Genomic DNA, 15,752 nt, shown 5'->3' with positions numbered 1-15,752 from the left:
TGCAGCCCCCCATATAGGCGAGCCCGCTTCGCGACGCCAAGAAAAAAGTGACGGCTATGGCGTCGCAGGTCTGCGCCTGCGCCACCATGCGCCGATCACGACCGCCACCAGTGCCGCTGCAAGCCCGTACCAGGTGAAGGCATATTGGAGATGGCTCTTGGGGAGATCGAACTGGGTGACACCGCCCTTCGGCCAGCCGCCGGGATTTTGAACCTGATCATCCACATCGACAAAGAACGGCAGGGTTTTGGCCGGATCGAGACCTGATGACGACGCCATGACGTCGAGATCCTTCCAGAAGAAGATGTTCTTGGCGATATCGTTATCGGGCACGATAGAAGATGGCTTTTGCGCCAGTCGGCTGCGGGCATAGCCGGTCAACCGCTGCTCGCCCGCAACTTCGCCGGCGGTGCGCGTCGAGACCTCTTTCATCTCGTAGGGAATGAAGCCGCGATTGACGAGAAGGGCGCGACCATCGGAAAGGATCAGCGGGGTGTAGACGTAAAAACCGGTCTGGCCCTGAAACGTGGCGAAGAAATGCCGTTCTTTCGTGTGGTCGAACGTGCCTGAAAGCGCGACGCGGCGGTATTCGATATCGCCGCCATTGGCCGCGAGCCGTTCGATGTCTCCAAGCGGTACGGGAACTGCGCTGCGCCGCTCGGCGATATCCGCAAGCAGCCCTTCCTTCCAGTGCAGGCGTTCCATCTGCCAGGTGCCGAGAGCAAGGAGGATGGCGAGCGAGGCGAGGATGAGGGTGATCGTGGCGATGGTCTTGACCGGACGCCGCTTGCGAGCGCCCGCCATATCGACTTGATGTGTCATGTATTCAGACCCGGCCTTCTGCACGCCCTCGGCGTTTGCTCCCCGACCTGTCTACGACCGGCCCTCTCCCTCTGGGGAAAAGGGCCGTGAGGAGTGTGAGAGGGGAAACCCCGATCAATGCGCCAGCGGTGCGCCCCAGCCGCCCCAGATGTAGATGGAGAAGAACAGGAAGAGCCAGACGACGTCGACGAAGTGCCAGTACCAGGCGGCTGCTTCGAAGCCGAAGTGTTTTTCCGAGGTGAAGCCGCCGTTCATGGCTCTGATGAGGCAGACCAGCAGGAAGATGGTGCCGACCAGAACGTGGAAACCGTGGAAGCCGGTGGCCATGAAGAACGTGGCGCCATAGATCGAATTGGCGAATTCGAACGGGGCGTGGGCATATTCGTAGGCCTGCACGAACGAGAACAGTACGCCGAGTGCGACTGTCAGCGACAGGCCGGTGACGAGGCCCTTGCGATCGTTGTGCAACAGCGCGTGGTGAGCCCAGGTGACGCAGGTGCCCGACAGCAGCAGGATGATCGTGTTATAGAGCGGCAGATGCCATGGATCGAGAACCTCGATACCCTTTGGCGGCCATTGTCCCCCGAGAACCTGTGTTCTGGACGCCTGGATTGCCTCGTTGGCATAAAGGCTTGCATCGAAAAAGGCCCAGAACCAGGCGACGAAGAACATCACTTCCGACGCGATGAACATGATCATGCCATAGCGCAGATGCAGCGAGACGACGCGGGTATGGGCGCCCGCATTGCCTTCCTTGATCGTATCCGACCACCAACCGATCATCACATAGATGACGATCGCCAGACCGATATAGAAGACCCATGGCGTTGCCAGGTTCATGCCGAAAATGTGAAATTCCGAACCCTTCAGGTAGCGCATGTATCCGACGCCGCCGAACGCCATGACGAAGGCGCCGATCGAGGCAAGAAGCGGCCAAGGGCTGGGGTCGATAATGTGATAATCGTGGTTCTTCTGGTGCGCTTCTGCCATGCCTGCCCCTCCCAAGGGTGCTTACCGCAAGTGTTCCACCCGCCAAAAACGGCGGGCCATTTTAAAGCTTACTGCCCTTATCCTGCACTTCATTCCGCAAGGCCGCAACCGGCTTCGGCGGCGGTTCCTTGCCCGGATAGAAGGTGTAGGACAGGGTAATGGTCTTGATGTTCTTCGTCTCGTTCGCCTTGACGATCTCGGGATCGACGAAGAAGACGACCGGCATATCGATCGTCTGGCCCGGCTGCAGGGTCTGCTCGGTGAAGCAGAAGCACTGGACCTTGTTGAAATAGACCGCCGCCTCCATGGGGGTGACGTTGAAGACCGCGGTTCCAGTCGTCGCCACCGGCGAACGGTTCTTCGCGGTAAACGACACCTGCCCGGTTTCGCCGATCTTAAGCTCCACAGGTTTCGAAGGCTTGAAATCCCAGTTCAGGCCGGGCGACACATTGGCGTCGAACGTGACCTTGATGGTCTTCTCGAGGATCGTATCGGAATATTGCTCGCTGCGCTGGGTGGTGCCGTTATAGCCGGTGACCTGACAGAAGAGGCGGTAGAGCGGAACGGACGCATAGGCGGCGCCCACCATGCAGGTGACGAACACAGCGCAACCGGCAAAGATCGCGGCATTGCTGACCCGCTTTGCCTGACCATGGCCCGGCCGCTGGGCATTGCCCTGACCATTCCCGTAAACCTCTCCTCCCATGTGCCTCCTCCTCAAGCGTTCTGGGTCAGTTGCCGACGCCGCCGACTTTGACCAGCGTCATCACGTAGAAAAGGACGACCAGTCCGGCGAGGACCAGTCCCAGCGCCACATTTCTGTTGCGGCGGGACTTTTTCTGGGCGTCGTTGAGCTTGACGGTGTCAATCATAGAAGGCTTCCGATCAGGGTCGCCACACCGGCTGCCGCGTGGTCGGCAAGCAGCGCGGAAAAGATGATGAAGAGATAGAAGATCGAGTAACCGAACATCTTGCGGGCCGGCACCATCCGCTCGTCGCCTTCAGGCATGCGCAGGACAGAGATGGAACAGGCAATGAAGATGAGCCCCAGCACGCCGGCAAATAGGCCGTAGCCGATGCTGGCAAGGCCGGTGAAGCTGGGTGCGACGCCGAGAACAGCCGTCAGAACCGCATAGGCGAACATCTGGATTTTGGTGGAACGCTCGCCGGCGACGTTCGGCATCATCGGCACGCCGACCGAGCCGTAATCGCGCATCTTGTAGAGCGCCAGCGCCCAGAAGTGGGCAGGCGTCCAGAGGAAGATGATGAGGACCAGGATGACGCTGTCGAGCGAAATGCCGCCGGTGACGCAGGCCCAGCCGATCATGGGCGGGAAGGCGCCGGAGGCACCGCCGATGACGATGTTCTGCGGCGTCGAGCGCTTCAGCCACATCGTATAGACGACGGCGTAGAAGAAGATGGTGAAGGCAAGCAGGCCGGCGGCCAGCCAGTTGACGGCAAGGCCGAGGATCGCCACCGAAAACACCGACAGCGTGAGGCCGAAGGCAAGCGCTTCGCTTGGCCGCACGCGACCGTCAGGAATGGGGCGCTTGGCGGTGCGGGTCATGACGGCATCGATATCGGCGTCGTACCACATGTTGAGCGCGCCGGAAGCGCCGGCGCCGACGGCAATACAGAGAACCGAAATTGCAGCGAGAACCGGGTTGAGCGTGCCGGGCGCCAGAACGAGACCTGCGAACGCCGTGAAGACGACGAGCGACATGACCCGCGGCTTCAGAAGTTCGAAGAAATCGCGCGCGCCCGCTTCAGACAGGAACAGGCCTGCGTCATTGCCGAGAGCGTCGCGATCATCGATAACTGTCATGAGACCTAAAAACCTTGCATTTTCGGGGGACAGCGCGCTTCACACGCGATGTCCCTTGTTCGGAACGCTGCCTTAGCGGATGCGCGGCAGCTGTTCCCACTGGTGGTAAGGCGGCGGCGAAGACAGCTGCCACTCGAGCGTCGTTGCGCCTTCACCCCATGGATTGTCGCCGGCAACACGCTTCTTGGCGAAGGCTTCCCAGACGCCGAAGAGGAAGACCAGAACACCGGCGAAGGAGATGTAGGAACCGATCGAGGAGATGTAGTTCCAGCCCACGAAGGCATCCGGATAATCGATATAGCGGCGCGGCATGCCGGCGAGGCCTAGGAAATGCTGCGGGAAGAACACCAGGTTCACGCCCACGAACATCACCCAGAAATGCAGGTGTGCCACCTTCTCGCTATACATGTAGCCGAACATTTTCGGGAACCAGTAATACCAGCCGGCAAAGATTGCAAATACGGCGCCGAGCGACAGGACGTAGTGGAAGTGAGCCACCACGTAATAGGTGTCGTGCAGCGACCGGTCGAGGCCGGCATTGGCGAGCTGGACGCCGGTGACGCCGCCCACGGTGAACAGGAAGATGAAGCCGATCGCCCAGACCATCGGTGCCTTGAAGGTGATCGAGCCACCCCACATCGTCGCGATCCAGGAGAAGATCTTGATGCCGGTCGGCACCGCGATCACCATGGTTGCGAACACGAAGTAGCGCTGCGCATCAAGCGACAGGCCGACCGTGTACATGTGGTGGGCCCAGACGATGAAGCCGACCGCGCCGATTGCCACCATCGCATAGGCCATGCCGAGATAGCCGAAGACCGGCTTTTTCGAGAAGGTCGAGATGATGTGGCTGACGATGCCGAAGCCGGGCAGGATCAGGATGTAGACTTCCGGGTGACCGAAGAACCAGAACAGGTGCTGGTAAAGGATCGGATCGCCGCCGCCTTCAGGCGAGAAGAACGTGGTTCCGAAATTGCGGTCGGTCAGCGCCATGGTGATGGCACCGGCAAGAACCGGCAGCGACAGAAGCAGCAGGAAGGCAGTGACCAGAACCGCCCAGGCAAACAGCGGCATCTTGTGCAGTGTCATGCCCGGAGCGCGCATGTTGAGAATGGTGGTGATGAAGTTGATCGCGCCGAGGATCGACGAGGCACCTGCAACGTGGAGTGCCAGGATCGCCAGATCGACGGCCGGACCCGGATGACCCGAGGTCGACAGCGGCGGATACATGGTCCAACCGCCGCCCGCGCCATAGGCACCGGATGGTCCTTCGACGAACATCGACAGCATCAACAGCAGGAAGGCCGGGATGATCAGCCAGAAGGAGATGTTGTTCAGACGCGGGAAGGCCATGTCAGGCGCGCCGATCATGATCGGCACCATCCAGTTGGCAAAACCGCCGATCATTGCCGGCATGACCATGAAGAAGATCATGATCAGCGCATGCGCGGTGGTGAACACATTGTACATGTGCTTGCCGCCATCGATCGCGGCATCGCCCTCAAAACCGTAGACCATCGACGCCAGACCGTGGAAGATCTGGATGCCCGGTTCCTGCAGCTCCATGCGCATCGCAACCGACAGAAGGCCGCCGAGGACGCCCGCCATGATCGCGAAGATCAGATAGAGCGTACCGATATCCTTGTGGTTGGTCGAAAACAGCCAGCGGGCGGCAAAGCCCGGTGTGTGGGAATGATGATCGCCATGTGCATGCGCATCGTCGTGAGGCGCGCGAGCATGGGCATCATGAGCATGGTCGTCATGGGCGTGAGCGCCATGCGGATCCGTGTGAGTGGTATGTCCGGCCATTATCGTCAGCCTCCTGATTACTTCGCAGCGACGGCAAGGCCGTCGGCGGGCTTGGCCGTGCCGGCATCGGCGACCAGTGCTTTAAAAGCACCGGGAAGGTCGCTGGCGGCCTGGGCAAGCCAGGTGTTGTACTTTTCCTCGGAGACGACGTGGATGGCGATCGGCATATAGGCGTGATCCTTGCCGCAAAGCTCGGAACACTGGCCGTAATACATCCCCTCGCGATCGGCCTTGAACCAGGTCTCGTTGAGACGGCCGGGAACGGCATCGATCTTGACGCCGAAGGCCGGCATGGCGAAGGCGTGGATCACGTCGGACGGCGCTGCCGTCACCAGCATGCGTACCGTCTTGCCGACCGGAATGATCATTTCGTTGTCGACGGCGAGCAGCCGCGGATAGCGATCGATATCGGTCTTGCCGGCGGCAGCGCGATCCGGATCCTTCAGCATGTAGCTGTCGAAGGCGACGGGCGTTTCGCCGGAACCCTCATATTCGTAGTTCCACTGCCACTGGGTAGCGGTGGCCTTGACCGTCATGTCCGCATCCGGAATTTCCAGCTGTGCGTTCAGAAGGTTGAAGGACGGGATGGCGAGGAAGAACAGGATCAGCACCGGCGCCACGGTCCAGACGATCTCGATGACCGTGTTGTGGCTGGTGCGCGAGGCAACCGGATTGCGGCTGGCGCGGAACTTGACCGCAACCATGATCAGCAGCACCAGCACGAGCAATGTCACCGGCACGATGAACCAGAGCGTATAGTGCTCGAACCAGCGAATTTGGTGCATGATCGGTGACGCGGGCGCCTGCAAATCCATCTGCCATGGCCTCGGCTGGTCCGCATGGGCCAGCGAAGCCGTGAAAAGACAGATAAGCGACGCCATTGCGGCGTAAGCTCTCAACATAACGATAAACCCTCTCTCCCATGCGCCCGAGTCCCGCGATCGAACGGCATGCGGAATTCAAGCGCCTGGTTTGGTTCAATCACAGTTTGCGGGTCGTCGCAATATCTGCGCGGCATTGCTCATGCGGCATTTTGAACCTATCGGCATGCGGCGGAGTGCCTGCGCCGTCAGGAACATGCGGCATTGCTTGACCAGATGGCGCCGCACAGTCGCAAACCCCTCAAGTCCCATTTTCGCCGTACTCGGCTGAAAAGAGAGCGAGGCCTTTCATTTCGGCGTAGGACCGCCAAGAATAGTCACACTGATTCGTCCGTTTAGAGGTCTACATGGGTCGTCCCTACCGCCTTCGCGCCTGCCTTGCCTTGATGCTTGCGGGGGCCGTCGCATTACCCGCACTCGCGCAGCAGCCGGGACCTCGGCCGACTCCCAATACCCCATCGGCACCGGCTCCTGCCCCATCGGCCCCTGCCCCATCGACTGGTGCCGCACCGAAGACCGGGCAGAATGCACAGCAGGCGCCACAGAGCCCTACCCCCGGTTCTCCGGCACAGCCCGGCAACGTGAAGGAAAACCACGGCGCCTGGTCGATCATCTGCGACAAGCCGGCCGGTGCCTCCGTCGAGCAGTGCGCGATGATGCAGAACGTGATCGCCGAAGATCGCCCGGAAGTCGGCCTGTCCGTCGTCGTCCTCAAGACCGCCGACCGCAAGGCGCGCATCCTGCGCATTCTTGCCCCGCTTGGCGTTCTTCTGAAGGACGGCATGGAACTCTATGTCGACAGCAACAATATCGGCCGCGCCTATTTCACCCGCTGCTTCTCGGAAGGCTGCTATGTGGAAGTGGAAATCGACGACGAGCTGATGCGCATCCTTCGCGCCGGCAAGAACGCCGTGTTCGCGCTGCGCGAATCCGCTGACCAGGACCGCGTCGGCATTCCGATCGAGCTCAACGGTTTCGGCCCCGGCTACGACGCGCTTCCGTAAAGACGCTTGTTTCGGCGGATTGCCGGAACTACATCGGGCTCCAGATATCTCGACTTGGGCGCACAGATCGTGCCCTTCGGTCCCGAATGCACTGACGTGCGCAAGCGGAGCATAGAACAATGAACACCGACCTGATCTCTCTCTTCGATTGCGACGAGACGAAGCTGCGTTCTATCCTGAGCCAGGCGCTGTCAGGCGCTGACGATGGCGAGCTCTATCTCGAGCATGCCCAGGCGGAATTGCTTTCCTTCGACAACGGTCGCCTGAAGGGTGGATCGTTCAACACCGACCAGGGTTTTGGCCTGCGTGCCGTTGCCGGCGAGGCTGTGGGCTACGCGCATGCGGGCGAGCTTTCGGCGTCCGCGCTTTCGCGTGCGTCGGATGCGGTTCGCGCCGTCACCGCCAACCATTCCGGCTCCTATGCCGCCGCACCCCAGCGCACCAACAAGAAGTACTATGGCGACGAGAACCCGATCGGTTCTCCGAGCTTCGAGGCCAAGGCGAAGCTTCTGACCGAGATCGACGCCTATCTGCGCGCCAAGGATCCTAAGGTACGGCAGGTTTCGGCAAGCCTTGCCGCCAGCTGGCAGGTGGTCGACATCCTGCGAGCCGATGGGCACCGGGTGCAGGACATCCGGCCGATGACGCGCATCAACATTTCCGTCGTCGTGGGTGACGGCGATCGTCAGGAATCGGGCTCGTTCGGCACCGGCGGCCGGATCGGGTTTGGCGATTTCGTCGCGACCGGCAACTGGCAGGTAGGCGCCGACGAGGCGCTGCGCCAGGCGCTGGTCAATCTCGAGGCGATCGACGCACCGGCCGGTACGATGGATGTGGTGCTTGGCAATGGCTGGCCGGGCGTGATGCTGCACGAGGCTGTCGGCCACGGGCTGGAAGGCGATTTCAACCGCAAGAAAACATCGGCCTTTGCCGGTCTGATGGGCGAGATGGTGGCAGCCCCCGGCGTCACCGTCGTCGACGACGGCACGATCGACAACCGCCGCGGATCGCTGACCGTCGACGACGAAGGCACGCCTTCGGCCTATAACGTCCTGATCGAGGACGGAAAGCTGGTTGGTTACATGCAGGACCGCCAGAATGCGCGGCTGATGGGTGTGGCACCCACCGGCAACGGCCGCCGCCAGGGCTATGCGCACATACCCATGCCGCGCATGACCAACACATTCATGCTGGGCGGCGACAAGTCCCCGCAAGAGATCATCGCATCGGTCAAGAAGGGCATCTATGCCGTCTCCTTCGGCGGCGGACAGGTCGACATCACCTCCGGCAAGTTCGTGTTCGGCTGCACCGAGGCCTACATGATCGAGAACGGCAAGATCGGCGCCCCGGTCAAGGGTGCGATGCTGATCGGAAACGGTCCGGACGCGATGAAGCGCATCTCGATGGTCGGCAACGACCTGAAGCTCGACACCGGCATCGGTAATTGCGGCAAGGGCGGCCAGTGGGTTCCGGTTGGCGTCGGCCAGCCGCATCTGCGGATGGACCAGGTCACGGTGGGCGGCACCAAGGCGTGACGCGGCACCGGTCCAACGCGCTGGTTCCCGAGCTCTCCGTCAGCGATTGGCGCAAAAGCTGCGATTTCTACTGCGAGCTGATCGGTTTCGATATCGTCTATGACCGTCCGGACGAAGGGTTTGCATTCCTGGCGCTTGGCCAGGCGCAACTGATGATCGACCAGATCGGTATCGGCCGAGATTTTGCTCTGCCCGACGGGGCGTCCCCCGCCTATCCGTTCGGTCGCGGCTTGAACCTGCAGATCGAGGTTCCGTCCTCGGGCGCGATCCTGACGCGGCTGCAGGCAGCGGGCGTGCCCCTTCAGCTCGAACCGGAAGACAAGTGGTATCGCCGCGGCGATCATGAGGTCGGCAATCGGCAGTTCATTGTTGCCGACCCTGATGGATATCTGCTGCGGCTGTTCGAACATCTGGGAGAGCGGCCCCTGCCGCTCTGAACCCGTCGGCGTGACGGCTTGACACTTTCGGCCAAATCCCTGCAGTTGCCGGCTTTGTAACAGTGCAAGCCGATCCATGCCCTCCTCCACCCCCATTGCCGACATGTTCAGCCTCTGGCTTCCCGGCCATTCGCCGGGTGAACTCGCCTTCGTGTTCTCAGCCGCCATGATCGCCGGCCTTGCCCGCGGGTTCTCGGGATTTGGCGGCGCCCTGATCTTCGTGCCGCTGGCAGGCACGGCGATCGGTCCGAAACTCGCGGCGGCGCTGCTGCTGGTTATCGATGGCGTGATGACGCTCGGGATGGTGCCGGACGGCTGGCGAAGGGCAAACCGGCGCGAGGTGTTCACGATGATGATGGGTGCCATCGTCGGCGTGCCCGTCGGTGCGGCGGCGCTGGCGCTGCTTCCCTCCGTCACCCTGCGCTGGATCATCTCGGTCGTCGTGTTGTGCCTTCTCGTGTTCCTGATCTCGGGCTGGCGCTACCACGGACGGCCTAAGGCGCCGCTGACCATCGGTGTCGGGGCGCTTGCCGGCCTGTTCGGCGGTGCGGCGCAGATGTCGGGACCGCCGATCGTTGCCTACTGGCTTGGCGGCGCGACGGCACCTGATGTCGTCAGGGCAAACCTCGTCCTCTATTTTGCTCTCGCCAGCGTCATCTCGTCCGTGTCCTATCTGATCGGCGGCATCCTGACGTTCGAGGTGCTGCTCATCGCGCTGATCGCAGGACCGGGCTACGGGATCGGGCTTTACGCGGGTTCACGGCTGTTCGGGCGTGCGAGCGAGGCGACGTTCCGGCGTATCTGCTTTTGCCTGATCGCATCCGCCGCCCTGATCGGCCTGCCGCTGTTTGACGGCATGATTCGCTAAAACAGGTCTTCAGCAACGCTTAACGGCTGACACGGTAGGTTGCATCTCGGGGTTGAACGGGCGTGGCGACGATGGTGAATTTGAAAGCAAAGTTGCCGGCGGCATGGATCCGTGGCCTGAAACGTCAGGTCACGACGACAGGTCTAGAGGCGTCGGCAGCACTCGCACGGGCCGGCATGCTGGCGAGTGCGCGCGGTCGTGGTTCTATCTTCACGCTTCATCACGTGCGCCCAAAACAATCGCTCGCGTTCCAGCCGAGCGGTCATCTTGAGGTTACCCCGGAATTCCTGGCCGATGCGATCGAACGGCTCTCGGCGGATAGATATGCGTTCGTGCCGCTGGACGACGTGCCGGAGCGGCTTGCCAATCCGGCCGGCCAGCCGTTTGCCGCCTTCACGCTTGACGATGGCTATCGCAACAACGCCGAACATGCGCTGCCGGTATTCGAGAAATACGGCGTGCCCTTCACCGTTTTCGTCGCCCGCGGCTTTGCGGAGCGGACCCATTCGATGTGGTGGGAGACAATGGCGGACCTGATCGGTCGCGAGCGGGAGCTGAGTTTCGATTTCGGCAATGGACCCGAGCGGATCGAGCTCGGCTGTGAAGAGCAGAAGTTCAACGCCTTCGACCGGTTTGCCGATCTCGTGTTTCGCGATGACGAGGCAAGTGCCGTCTCAAGGATGGATGCGCTTGTGCGGTGCCACGGTATCGACCCGTTGCAGATGACCGCCGACCTGACGATGGATCGGGCCGAGCTCCGCGAACTTTCGCGGCACAAGCTCGCAACACTTGGCGCCCACACAATTAGTCATCGCGCCGTCGGGCGGCTGTCGGAAGCGCAGGCGCGGGCCGAGATGTCGAGTTCTGCCGACTATGTGGAAGAACTGACCGGGATACGGCCGACCACGATCGCCTATCCCTACGGCACGCGGAAGGCGGTGGGCGAGCGCGACTACCGCATCGCCCGCGACCTCGGCTTTTCGGTCGCCGTCACGACCCAGCCGGGCACGATCTGCGAGAAATGGCTGACCCGGCTGACGGGTCTGCCGCGGATTTCGCTGAACGGCCATTACCAGCGGGCGCGCTATGTGTCGGCGCTCGCCTCGGGCATTCCCTTCAAGCTTGCGCGCTAGGCGCAAGCTCTCATCGGTCGCTCACGGATACATCCGCACCTTTTCCCAGGCACCGTCTGGCGTATCGCGGCGGAATTCGATCCGGTCATGCAGGCGGAACGGTCGATCGTGCCAGAACTCGATCGACACGGGACGGATGCGGAAACCGGACCAGTGCGGTGGCCGCGGTATCTCGCCGATCGCAAATTTCGCGGTGTATTCGGCCACGGATTTTTCCAGCGCGAAACGGCCTTCGAGCGGCCGTGACTGTTTCGAGGCCCAGGCGCCGATTCGGCTTCCGCGTGGCCGCGTCGCATAATAGGCATCCGCTTCGGCATCGCTGACGATCTCGACAGGGCCGCGCAGACGCACCTGACGTCTCTGCGACTTCCAGTGAAAGACCATCGCAGCCTTTTTCTGGCCGAGAATTTCCTCGCCCTTCTGGCTTTCGAAATTCGTATAGAATACAAACCCGTCCTCGTCGTAGCCCTTCAGCAGGACCATTCGCACATTGGGAAGCCCATGTTCATCGACGGTCGCAAGCGCGACGGCGTTCGGATCGTTGATCTCGCTGGATTCGGCATCCTTCAACCACGACCCAAATAAGGTGAAGGGTTCACTTTCCTGCGTGAAGTCACCGCTTGTTAACCCGTTTTCCGACATATTGACTAAAGTGCTCCCGATCTGATGAACATGCCCGAGACACTTGGCCGGACAGGATGCAAGGTGATTGTGATAGCAAATTCGATGTGCCGTACAAAGAGCCTGAATGGCGCCAGCCTGCGAATCATCGCGATCGTCGCACTGTGCGGTTCGCTTGGCAGCTGCACCAGCATGGATGTGTTCGGCGGCGCGGACAAGGTCGATCGTAGTATCTCGACGAGCAGCATTCCCAGCAAGCCAAAAGCGGGTGATCCGCAATCGGACGAAGCCACCGTGCGCAATGCCGTGACCTCGGCCGATCTCGCCAAGGTGGGTGCGAACCCCCTTCCCTGGGCAAATTCGGCGACCGGCAGTGCCGGTGTCGTCTCCTCGATCCACGAGGACCGGAGCGCCGGCCTACTCTGCCGCGCCTTCACCACCAGCCGCCATTCCTATGAAGGAATATCGCTGTTTTCCGGTCAGGCATGCCGGACCGAAACGGGCGACTGGTCGCTCACGGCATTTGACCGCCAGTAGTGTTAAGGCCAGCACTGTGCGGTAAACGTTTTGTTTACCGTAACATGCATCGACCTTCTCTCCGTAACCTCTGATTCAGCAATTCCTCCATACGGTTACTGCCTGTGATCCGGCCAGCCTCGGGGCATGAGGAACCGAAGGCTGCCGCGAGAGTTGTTGAGTTACGGGGGGTCCGGAATTGGATACGCGACCCACCGCCCCAAGCTTTACGGGTGGTTTCAAAATGCGCGATCCCTACTCTATTCTCGGCGTCAATCGGAGCGCCAACGCTGACGAGATCAAATCGGCGTGGCGTTCGAAGGCAAAGACCATACATCCCGATCAGAACCAGGACGACCCCGATGCCGGCGAGCGCTTCGCCGAAATGGGCCAGGCCTATGAGGTGCTGAAGGATCCCGAGCGGCGCAAGCGCTACGACCGCGCATCCGCTCTTCAACAGACATTCATGCAGCAGCGCCAGGCAGCCCGCGAAGCGGAAATGCGTGCCAAGGCTTCCCGCGAGCGTGCGGCAAAAGTGATGGAAGAGCTTGCCCGTGCCAGCGCCAAGCGGGCGCAGGCCGAAGTGCTTCAATCCCAAGCGCAGCAGCAACAGCAGAACGGCAAGGCCCGTGTCGATGCCCCGCCGGAACCGGCCGAAGACATGGTCGAGCGTATCTTCGGCGTCTCGCCAGACGGCCAGACCGCCGACTCCGGACAGAAGAAAACCGCAGACGAGGCGTCGACCGCGCAGGCCGCTCGTCCATCGTCGAAAAGCGACGCGACAGGAGCCGATGCAGCGGATGAGGGTCCCGGTAGCCGCCCGGCCCCGCAGACCACCGGCATGGGTTCCGGTCTTCTCAACACGCTGCTGCGGCGCATCCGCGGTGAAACCGTGACCGTTCTCGAAACGGCGCCGGATCTTCTGGCCGAAGCGGTCGTGACGATCGAAGACCTTCTCAACAGGGGTTCGGTCGTCGTGCATTCCAGCGACGATCGTGACGTGCGCGTTTCGCTTTCCGCGGGCATGACCGAGGGTCATGTTGTGCGGCTGAAGGGCCAGGGGCTGAAGCTTCCCGGGATGAAGCAGGGCGATCTCGTGGTGACCCTGAAAGTGGCCAAGCATGCGGATTTCCGGGTGAGCGGTTTCGATATCCACACCATTTTGCCGATCTCTCTCGAAGACGCCGTTCTCGGCGCCGAGCCGATGCTGAAGACGCCTGAAGGCGAGCAGACGATCGCGGTTCCCGCATGGTCGGGGTCCGATCAGGCAATCCGGCTGGAAGGCATGGGGCTCTACAACGATGCAGGCGGCCGCGGCGATCTGGTGGCGGAACTGCGCATTGTGCTTCTCGAAAAGCCCGACCCGAAGGTGACCGATCTGATGCGCCACATGCGCCACGGGCTGTATCTGTAAGACATCGATCCCCAACCGGTTCCGGCGACAGCTGAAACGTTGGCCTCCCCGTTCGCCAAAGAGTGGGCGTATGAGTTGGTATCCGCAAGCTTGAACCGTTGCCCTGCCTATGTCATAGGCAAGGCCAAATCGAGTTTCCAGGGGATATTCATGGTTCAGGCTTCCGGCCTCATGTCAGGCAAACGCGGCGTCGTCATGGGTGTCGCCAACAATCGCTCCATCGCATGGGGCATTGCCAAGGCCATTCACGATCAGGGTGGCGAAGTTGCTCTGACCTACCAGGGCGACGCCCTGAAGAAGCGGGTCGAACCGCTCGCTGCCGAAATCAACGCTTTCATGGCCGGCCACTGCGATGTCAGCGACGAGTCGACCATCGATGAGGTGTTCGCCAATATCGAGAAGAAGTGGGGCAAGATCGACTTCTTCGTGCATGCGATCGGCTTCTCCGACAAGGATGAGCTGACCGGCCGTTATGTCGATACGACGCCTGACAACTTCGCCAAGACGATGCAGATCTCGGTCTACTCCTTCACGTCGGCCGCACGCCGCGCCGAAAAGCTGATGACGGACGGCGGCGCCATGCTGACGCTGACCTATTACGGTGCCGAGAAGGTGATGCCGAACTATAACGTCATGGGCGTTGCGAAGGCGGCACTTGAAGCCAGCGTCAAATACCTGGCCGTTGACCTCGGACCGAAGAATATCCGCGTCAACGCGATCTCGGCCGGCCCGATCAAGACGCTTGCCGCGTCCGGCATCGGCGACTTCCGCTATATCCTCAAATGGAACGAGTATAACGCGCCGCTTCGCCGCACGGTCACGATCGAGGAAGTGGGCGATGTCGGCCTTTATCTTCTGTCGAACCTGTCGCGCTCCGTCACCGGTGAAATCCACCATGCGGATAGCGGCTATCACGCCATCGGAATGAAGGCCGTCGACGCGCCTGACATTTCCGTCGTGAAGGACTGAGCGCCCCGTGCTTCTCTACGTCATCCGTCACGGCCAGACGGACTGGAACGCTGAAGGCCGGCTTCAGGGTCAGAAGGATATTCCTCTGAACGATACGGGCCGCCTTCAGGCTACCGGCAATGGTGAAGCGCTGAAAGAACTGCTCGGCGACGATGTCGCCAATTTTGACTTCGTGGCAAGCCCGCTCTCGCGCACTCGCGAGACGATGGAGCGGCTGCGCACAGCGATGGGGCTCGATCCCCTCGCCTACCGGACCGACGACCGGCTGGTGGAAGTTTCGTTCGGCGACTGGGAAGGCCAGACGCTGGCCGAAGTCAAAAAACTCGAGCCCGAGCTGCTGAAGGAAAGAAAGCGCCAGAAATGGAGCTTCATTCCGCCGGGCCAAACTGCTGAGAGCTACGAAATCCTGTCATGGCGCATCGGCGCCTGGATGCAGTCTCTGACCGGTCCGACCGTGGCGGTCGCCCATGGCGGCGTCATCAGGTCGATCTTTCGCCTGATCGGCGGCGTGGGAGAAGAAGAAGCATCGTCTATCGCCATCCATCAGGACCGTATCCTGAAAGTCGAGCCGCTCGACGGCCGGATGGAATGGCTGTAAGCCGCTGAGGCCCGGTTCCGGCCCTTACTGTACGATTTCGAGATCGTCCACGACGCGGTTGCCATCGACGACCGTGTAGAACACCAGAACCTTAACGCCCGCCTTCAGGCCCTCGAAGTTGAACTCTTCCGGCACCTTGTAGGTCTTGCCGTCGTCCAGCGTCAGGCTGAGCGACTTGGCGTCGATCGTCTTGATCGTCGCCTCGACGTCCACGCTCTGCGCCCAAGTGCTCAGCGGCGAGAAAACACCGGCGGTCGCAAGCAAGGCAGCAATGAGGATACGCATGATGAAGATCCCTGGAACAAACGGTCTGTACTAATTCGGTGCAAG

At 61.3% G+C, this 15,752-nt stretch carries 18 protein-coding genes; 9 read left to right on the top strand and 9 right to left on the bottom strand.

Annotated features, from left to right (window positions below):
- Nucleotides 1–54: 54 nt before the first annotated feature.
- The 7 genes from ACQY1P_RS08985 to coxB all read right to left on the bottom strand — a co-directional run bounded on the left by ACQY1P_RS08985 (nt 55) and on the right by coxB (nt 6,348).
- Nucleotides 55–822, bottom strand: a complete 768-nt coding sequence (locus tag ACQY1P_RS08985; protein WP_430256165.1) for an SURF1 family protein — start codon at nt 820–822, stop codon at nt 55–57.
- Nucleotides 823–936: 114 nt separating this feature from the next.
- Complete coding sequence (locus ACQY1P_RS08980) at nt 937–1,812, bottom strand: cytochrome c oxidase subunit 3 (RefSeq protein ID WP_092661475.1); 876 nt, start codon at nt 1,810–1,812, stop codon at nt 937–939.
- A gap of 61 nt (nt 1,813–1,873) precedes the next feature.
- Complete coding sequence (locus ACQY1P_RS08975) at nt 1,874–2,518, bottom strand: cytochrome c oxidase assembly protein (RefSeq protein ID WP_430256163.1); 645 nt, start codon at nt 2,516–2,518, stop codon at nt 1,874–1,876.
- A gap of 25 nt (nt 2,519–2,543) precedes the next feature.
- A complete protein-coding gene (locus ACQY1P_RS08970; protein ID WP_062453628.1) occupies nt 2,544–2,684 on the bottom strand; it encodes a hypothetical protein in 141 nt (46 codons plus the stop codon).
- Complete coding sequence (gene cyoE / locus ACQY1P_RS08965) at nt 2,681–3,637, bottom strand: heme o synthase (protein WP_430256161.1); 957 nt, start codon at nt 3,635–3,637, stop codon at nt 2,681–2,683. Before cyoE ends, ACQY1P_RS08970 begins: the two co-directional genes overlap by 4 nt.
- Nucleotides 3,638–3,709: 72 nt before the next feature.
- Nucleotides 3,710–5,446, bottom strand: a complete 1,737-nt coding sequence (gene ctaD, locus ACQY1P_RS08960) for a cytochrome c oxidase subunit I (protein ID WP_430250367.1) — start codon at nt 5,444–5,446, stop codon at nt 3,710–3,712.
- A gap of 17 nt (nt 5,447–5,463) precedes the next feature.
- Nucleotides 5,464–6,348, bottom strand: coding sequence for a cytochrome c oxidase subunit II (gene coxB / locus ACQY1P_RS08955; RefSeq protein ID WP_184653952.1), 885 nt, complete (start codon nt 6,346–6,348; stop codon nt 5,464–5,466).
- Nucleotides 6,349–6,674: 326 nt separating this feature from the next.
- Here coxB and ACQY1P_RS08950 point away from each other — a divergent pair, with 326 nt between their 5' ends.
- The 5 genes from ACQY1P_RS08950 (at nt 6,675) to ACQY1P_RS08930 (ending at nt 11,304) form a co-directional block, all read left to right on the top strand.
- On the top strand, nt 6,675–7,331 hold the full coding sequence (locus ACQY1P_RS08950; RefSeq protein ID WP_430256159.1) for an invasion associated locus B family protein: 657 nt from the start codon (nt 6,675–6,677) through the stop codon (nt 7,329–7,331).
- A gap of 119 nt (nt 7,332–7,450) precedes the next feature.
- Complete coding sequence (gene tldD / locus ACQY1P_RS08945; protein WP_430256157.1) at nt 7,451–8,866, top strand: metalloprotease TldD; 1,416 nt, start codon at nt 7,451–7,453, stop codon at nt 8,864–8,866.
- Complete coding sequence (locus ACQY1P_RS08940) at nt 8,863–9,303, top strand: bleomycin resistance protein (protein WP_062453634.1); 441 nt, start codon at nt 8,863–8,865, stop codon at nt 9,301–9,303. Before tldD ends, ACQY1P_RS08940 begins: the two co-directional genes overlap by 4 nt.
- 76 nt (nt 9,304–9,379) lie before the next feature.
- On the top strand, nt 9,380–10,171 hold the full coding sequence (locus ACQY1P_RS08935; protein WP_430256155.1) for a sulfite exporter TauE/SafE family protein: 792 nt from the start codon (nt 9,380–9,382) through the stop codon (nt 10,169–10,171).
- A 92-nt stretch (nt 10,172–10,263) separates the two neighbouring features.
- Entirely contained in the window at nt 10,264–11,304 is a 1,041-nt protein-coding gene (locus tag ACQY1P_RS08930) for a polysaccharide deacetylase family protein (protein WP_430256682.1), read from the top strand.
- Nucleotides 11,305–11,325: 21 nt separating this feature from the next.
- Here ACQY1P_RS08930 and pdxH read toward each other — a convergent pair whose 3' ends face one another.
- Nucleotides 11,326–11,946 (bottom strand): pyridoxamine 5'-phosphate oxidase, encoded by a 621-nt coding sequence (gene pdxH, locus ACQY1P_RS08925; protein WP_062579430.1) that lies wholly within the window; start codon nt 11,944–11,946, stop codon nt 11,326–11,328.
- A 63-nt stretch (nt 11,947–12,009) separates the two neighbouring features.
- Between pdxH and ACQY1P_RS08920 the strand changes: the two genes are divergently transcribed.
- From ACQY1P_RS08920 to ACQY1P_RS08905, 4 genes are all read left to right on the top strand, one after another.
- Nucleotides 12,010–12,462, top strand: coding sequence for an RT0821/Lpp0805 family surface protein (locus ACQY1P_RS08920; RefSeq protein WP_244474003.1), 453 nt, complete (start codon nt 12,010–12,012; stop codon nt 12,460–12,462).
- Nucleotides 12,463–12,685: 223 nt separating this feature from the next.
- Nucleotides 12,686–13,855 (top strand): DnaJ C-terminal domain-containing protein, encoded by a 1,170-nt coding sequence (locus tag ACQY1P_RS08915; protein WP_430256153.1) that lies wholly within the window; start codon nt 12,686–12,688, stop codon nt 13,853–13,855.
- Between the two features lie 150 nt (nt 13,856–14,005).
- Nucleotides 14,006–14,824, top strand: coding sequence for an enoyl-ACP reductase FabI (fabI, locus tag ACQY1P_RS08910; protein ID WP_062453638.1), 819 nt, complete (start codon nt 14,006–14,008; stop codon nt 14,822–14,824).
- Nucleotides 14,825–14,831: 7 nt separating this feature from the next.
- Nucleotides 14,832–15,422, top strand: a complete 591-nt coding sequence (locus ACQY1P_RS08905; RefSeq protein WP_209900043.1) for a histidine phosphatase family protein — start codon at nt 14,832–14,834, stop codon at nt 15,420–15,422.
- A 24-nt stretch (nt 15,423–15,446) separates the two neighbouring features.
- Here ACQY1P_RS08905 and ACQY1P_RS08900 read toward each other — a convergent pair whose 3' ends face one another.
- Nucleotides 15,447–15,707, bottom strand: a complete 261-nt coding sequence (locus ACQY1P_RS08900) for a DUF1344 domain-containing protein (RefSeq protein ID WP_062453640.1) — start codon at nt 15,705–15,707, stop codon at nt 15,447–15,449.
- Nucleotides 15,708–15,752: the final 45 nt, after the last annotated feature.

This window comes from Neorhizobium sp. DAR64872/K0K18 (assembly GCF_050500175.1).
Lineage (GTDB): Bacteria > Pseudomonadota > Alphaproteobacteria > Rhizobiales > Rhizobiaceae > Neorhizobium > Neorhizobium soli.
Note: the sequence above shows the minus strand (reverse complement) of the source record. Positions and strands in the feature narration are given on the sequence as shown.

Bases quoted from the DNA above. Each gene is read 5' to 3' on its own strand.
- ACQY1P_RS08915 (WP_430256153.1), top strand. From the start codon at position 12,686: ATGCGCGATCCCTACTCTATTCTCGGCGTCAATCGGAGCGCCAACGCT.
- ctaD (WP_430250367.1), bottom strand. From the start codon at position 5,446: ATGGCCGGACATACCACTCACACGGATCCGCATGGCGCTCACGCCCAT.
- ACQY1P_RS08975 (WP_430256163.1), bottom strand. From the start codon at position 2,518: ATGGGAGGAGAGGTTTACGGGAATGGTCAGGGCAATGCCCAGCGGCCG.
- ACQY1P_RS08900 (WP_062453640.1), bottom strand. From the start codon at position 15,707: ATGCGTATCCTCATTGCTGCCTTGCTTGCGACCGCCGGTGTTTTCTCG.
- ACQY1P_RS08950 (WP_430256159.1), top strand. From the start codon at position 6,675: ATGGGTCGTCCCTACCGCCTTCGCGCCTGCCTTGCCTTGATGCTTGCG.
- coxB (WP_184653952.1), bottom strand. From the start codon at position 6,348: ATGTTGAGAGCTTACGCCGCAATGGCGTCGCTTATCTGTCTTTTCACG.
- cyoE (WP_430256161.1), bottom strand. From the start codon at position 3,637: ATGACAGTTATCGATGATCGCGACGCTCTCGGCAATGACGCAGGCCTG.
- tldD (WP_430256157.1), top strand. From the start codon at position 7,451: ATGAACACCGACCTGATCTCTCTCTTCGATTGCGACGAGACGAAGCTG.
- fabI (WP_062453638.1), top strand. From the start codon at position 14,006: ATGGTTCAGGCTTCCGGCCTCATGTCAGGCAAACGCGGCGTCGTCATG.
- ACQY1P_RS08985 (WP_430256165.1), bottom strand. From the start codon at position 822: ATGACACATCAAGTCGATATGGCGGGCGCTCGCAAGCGGCGTCCGGTC.
- ACQY1P_RS08980 (WP_092661475.1), bottom strand. From the start codon at position 1,812: ATGGCAGAAGCGCACCAGAAGAACCACGATTATCACATTATCGACCCC.
- pdxH (WP_062579430.1), bottom strand. From the start codon at position 11,946: ATGTCGGAAAACGGGTTAACAAGCGGTGACTTCACGCAGGAAAGTGAA.
- ACQY1P_RS08970 (WP_062453628.1), bottom strand. From the start codon at position 2,684: ATGATTGACACCGTCAAGCTCAACGACGCCCAGAAAAAGTCCCGCCGC.
- ACQY1P_RS08935 (WP_430256155.1), top strand. From the start codon at position 9,380: ATGCCCTCCTCCACCCCCATTGCCGACATGTTCAGCCTCTGGCTTCCC.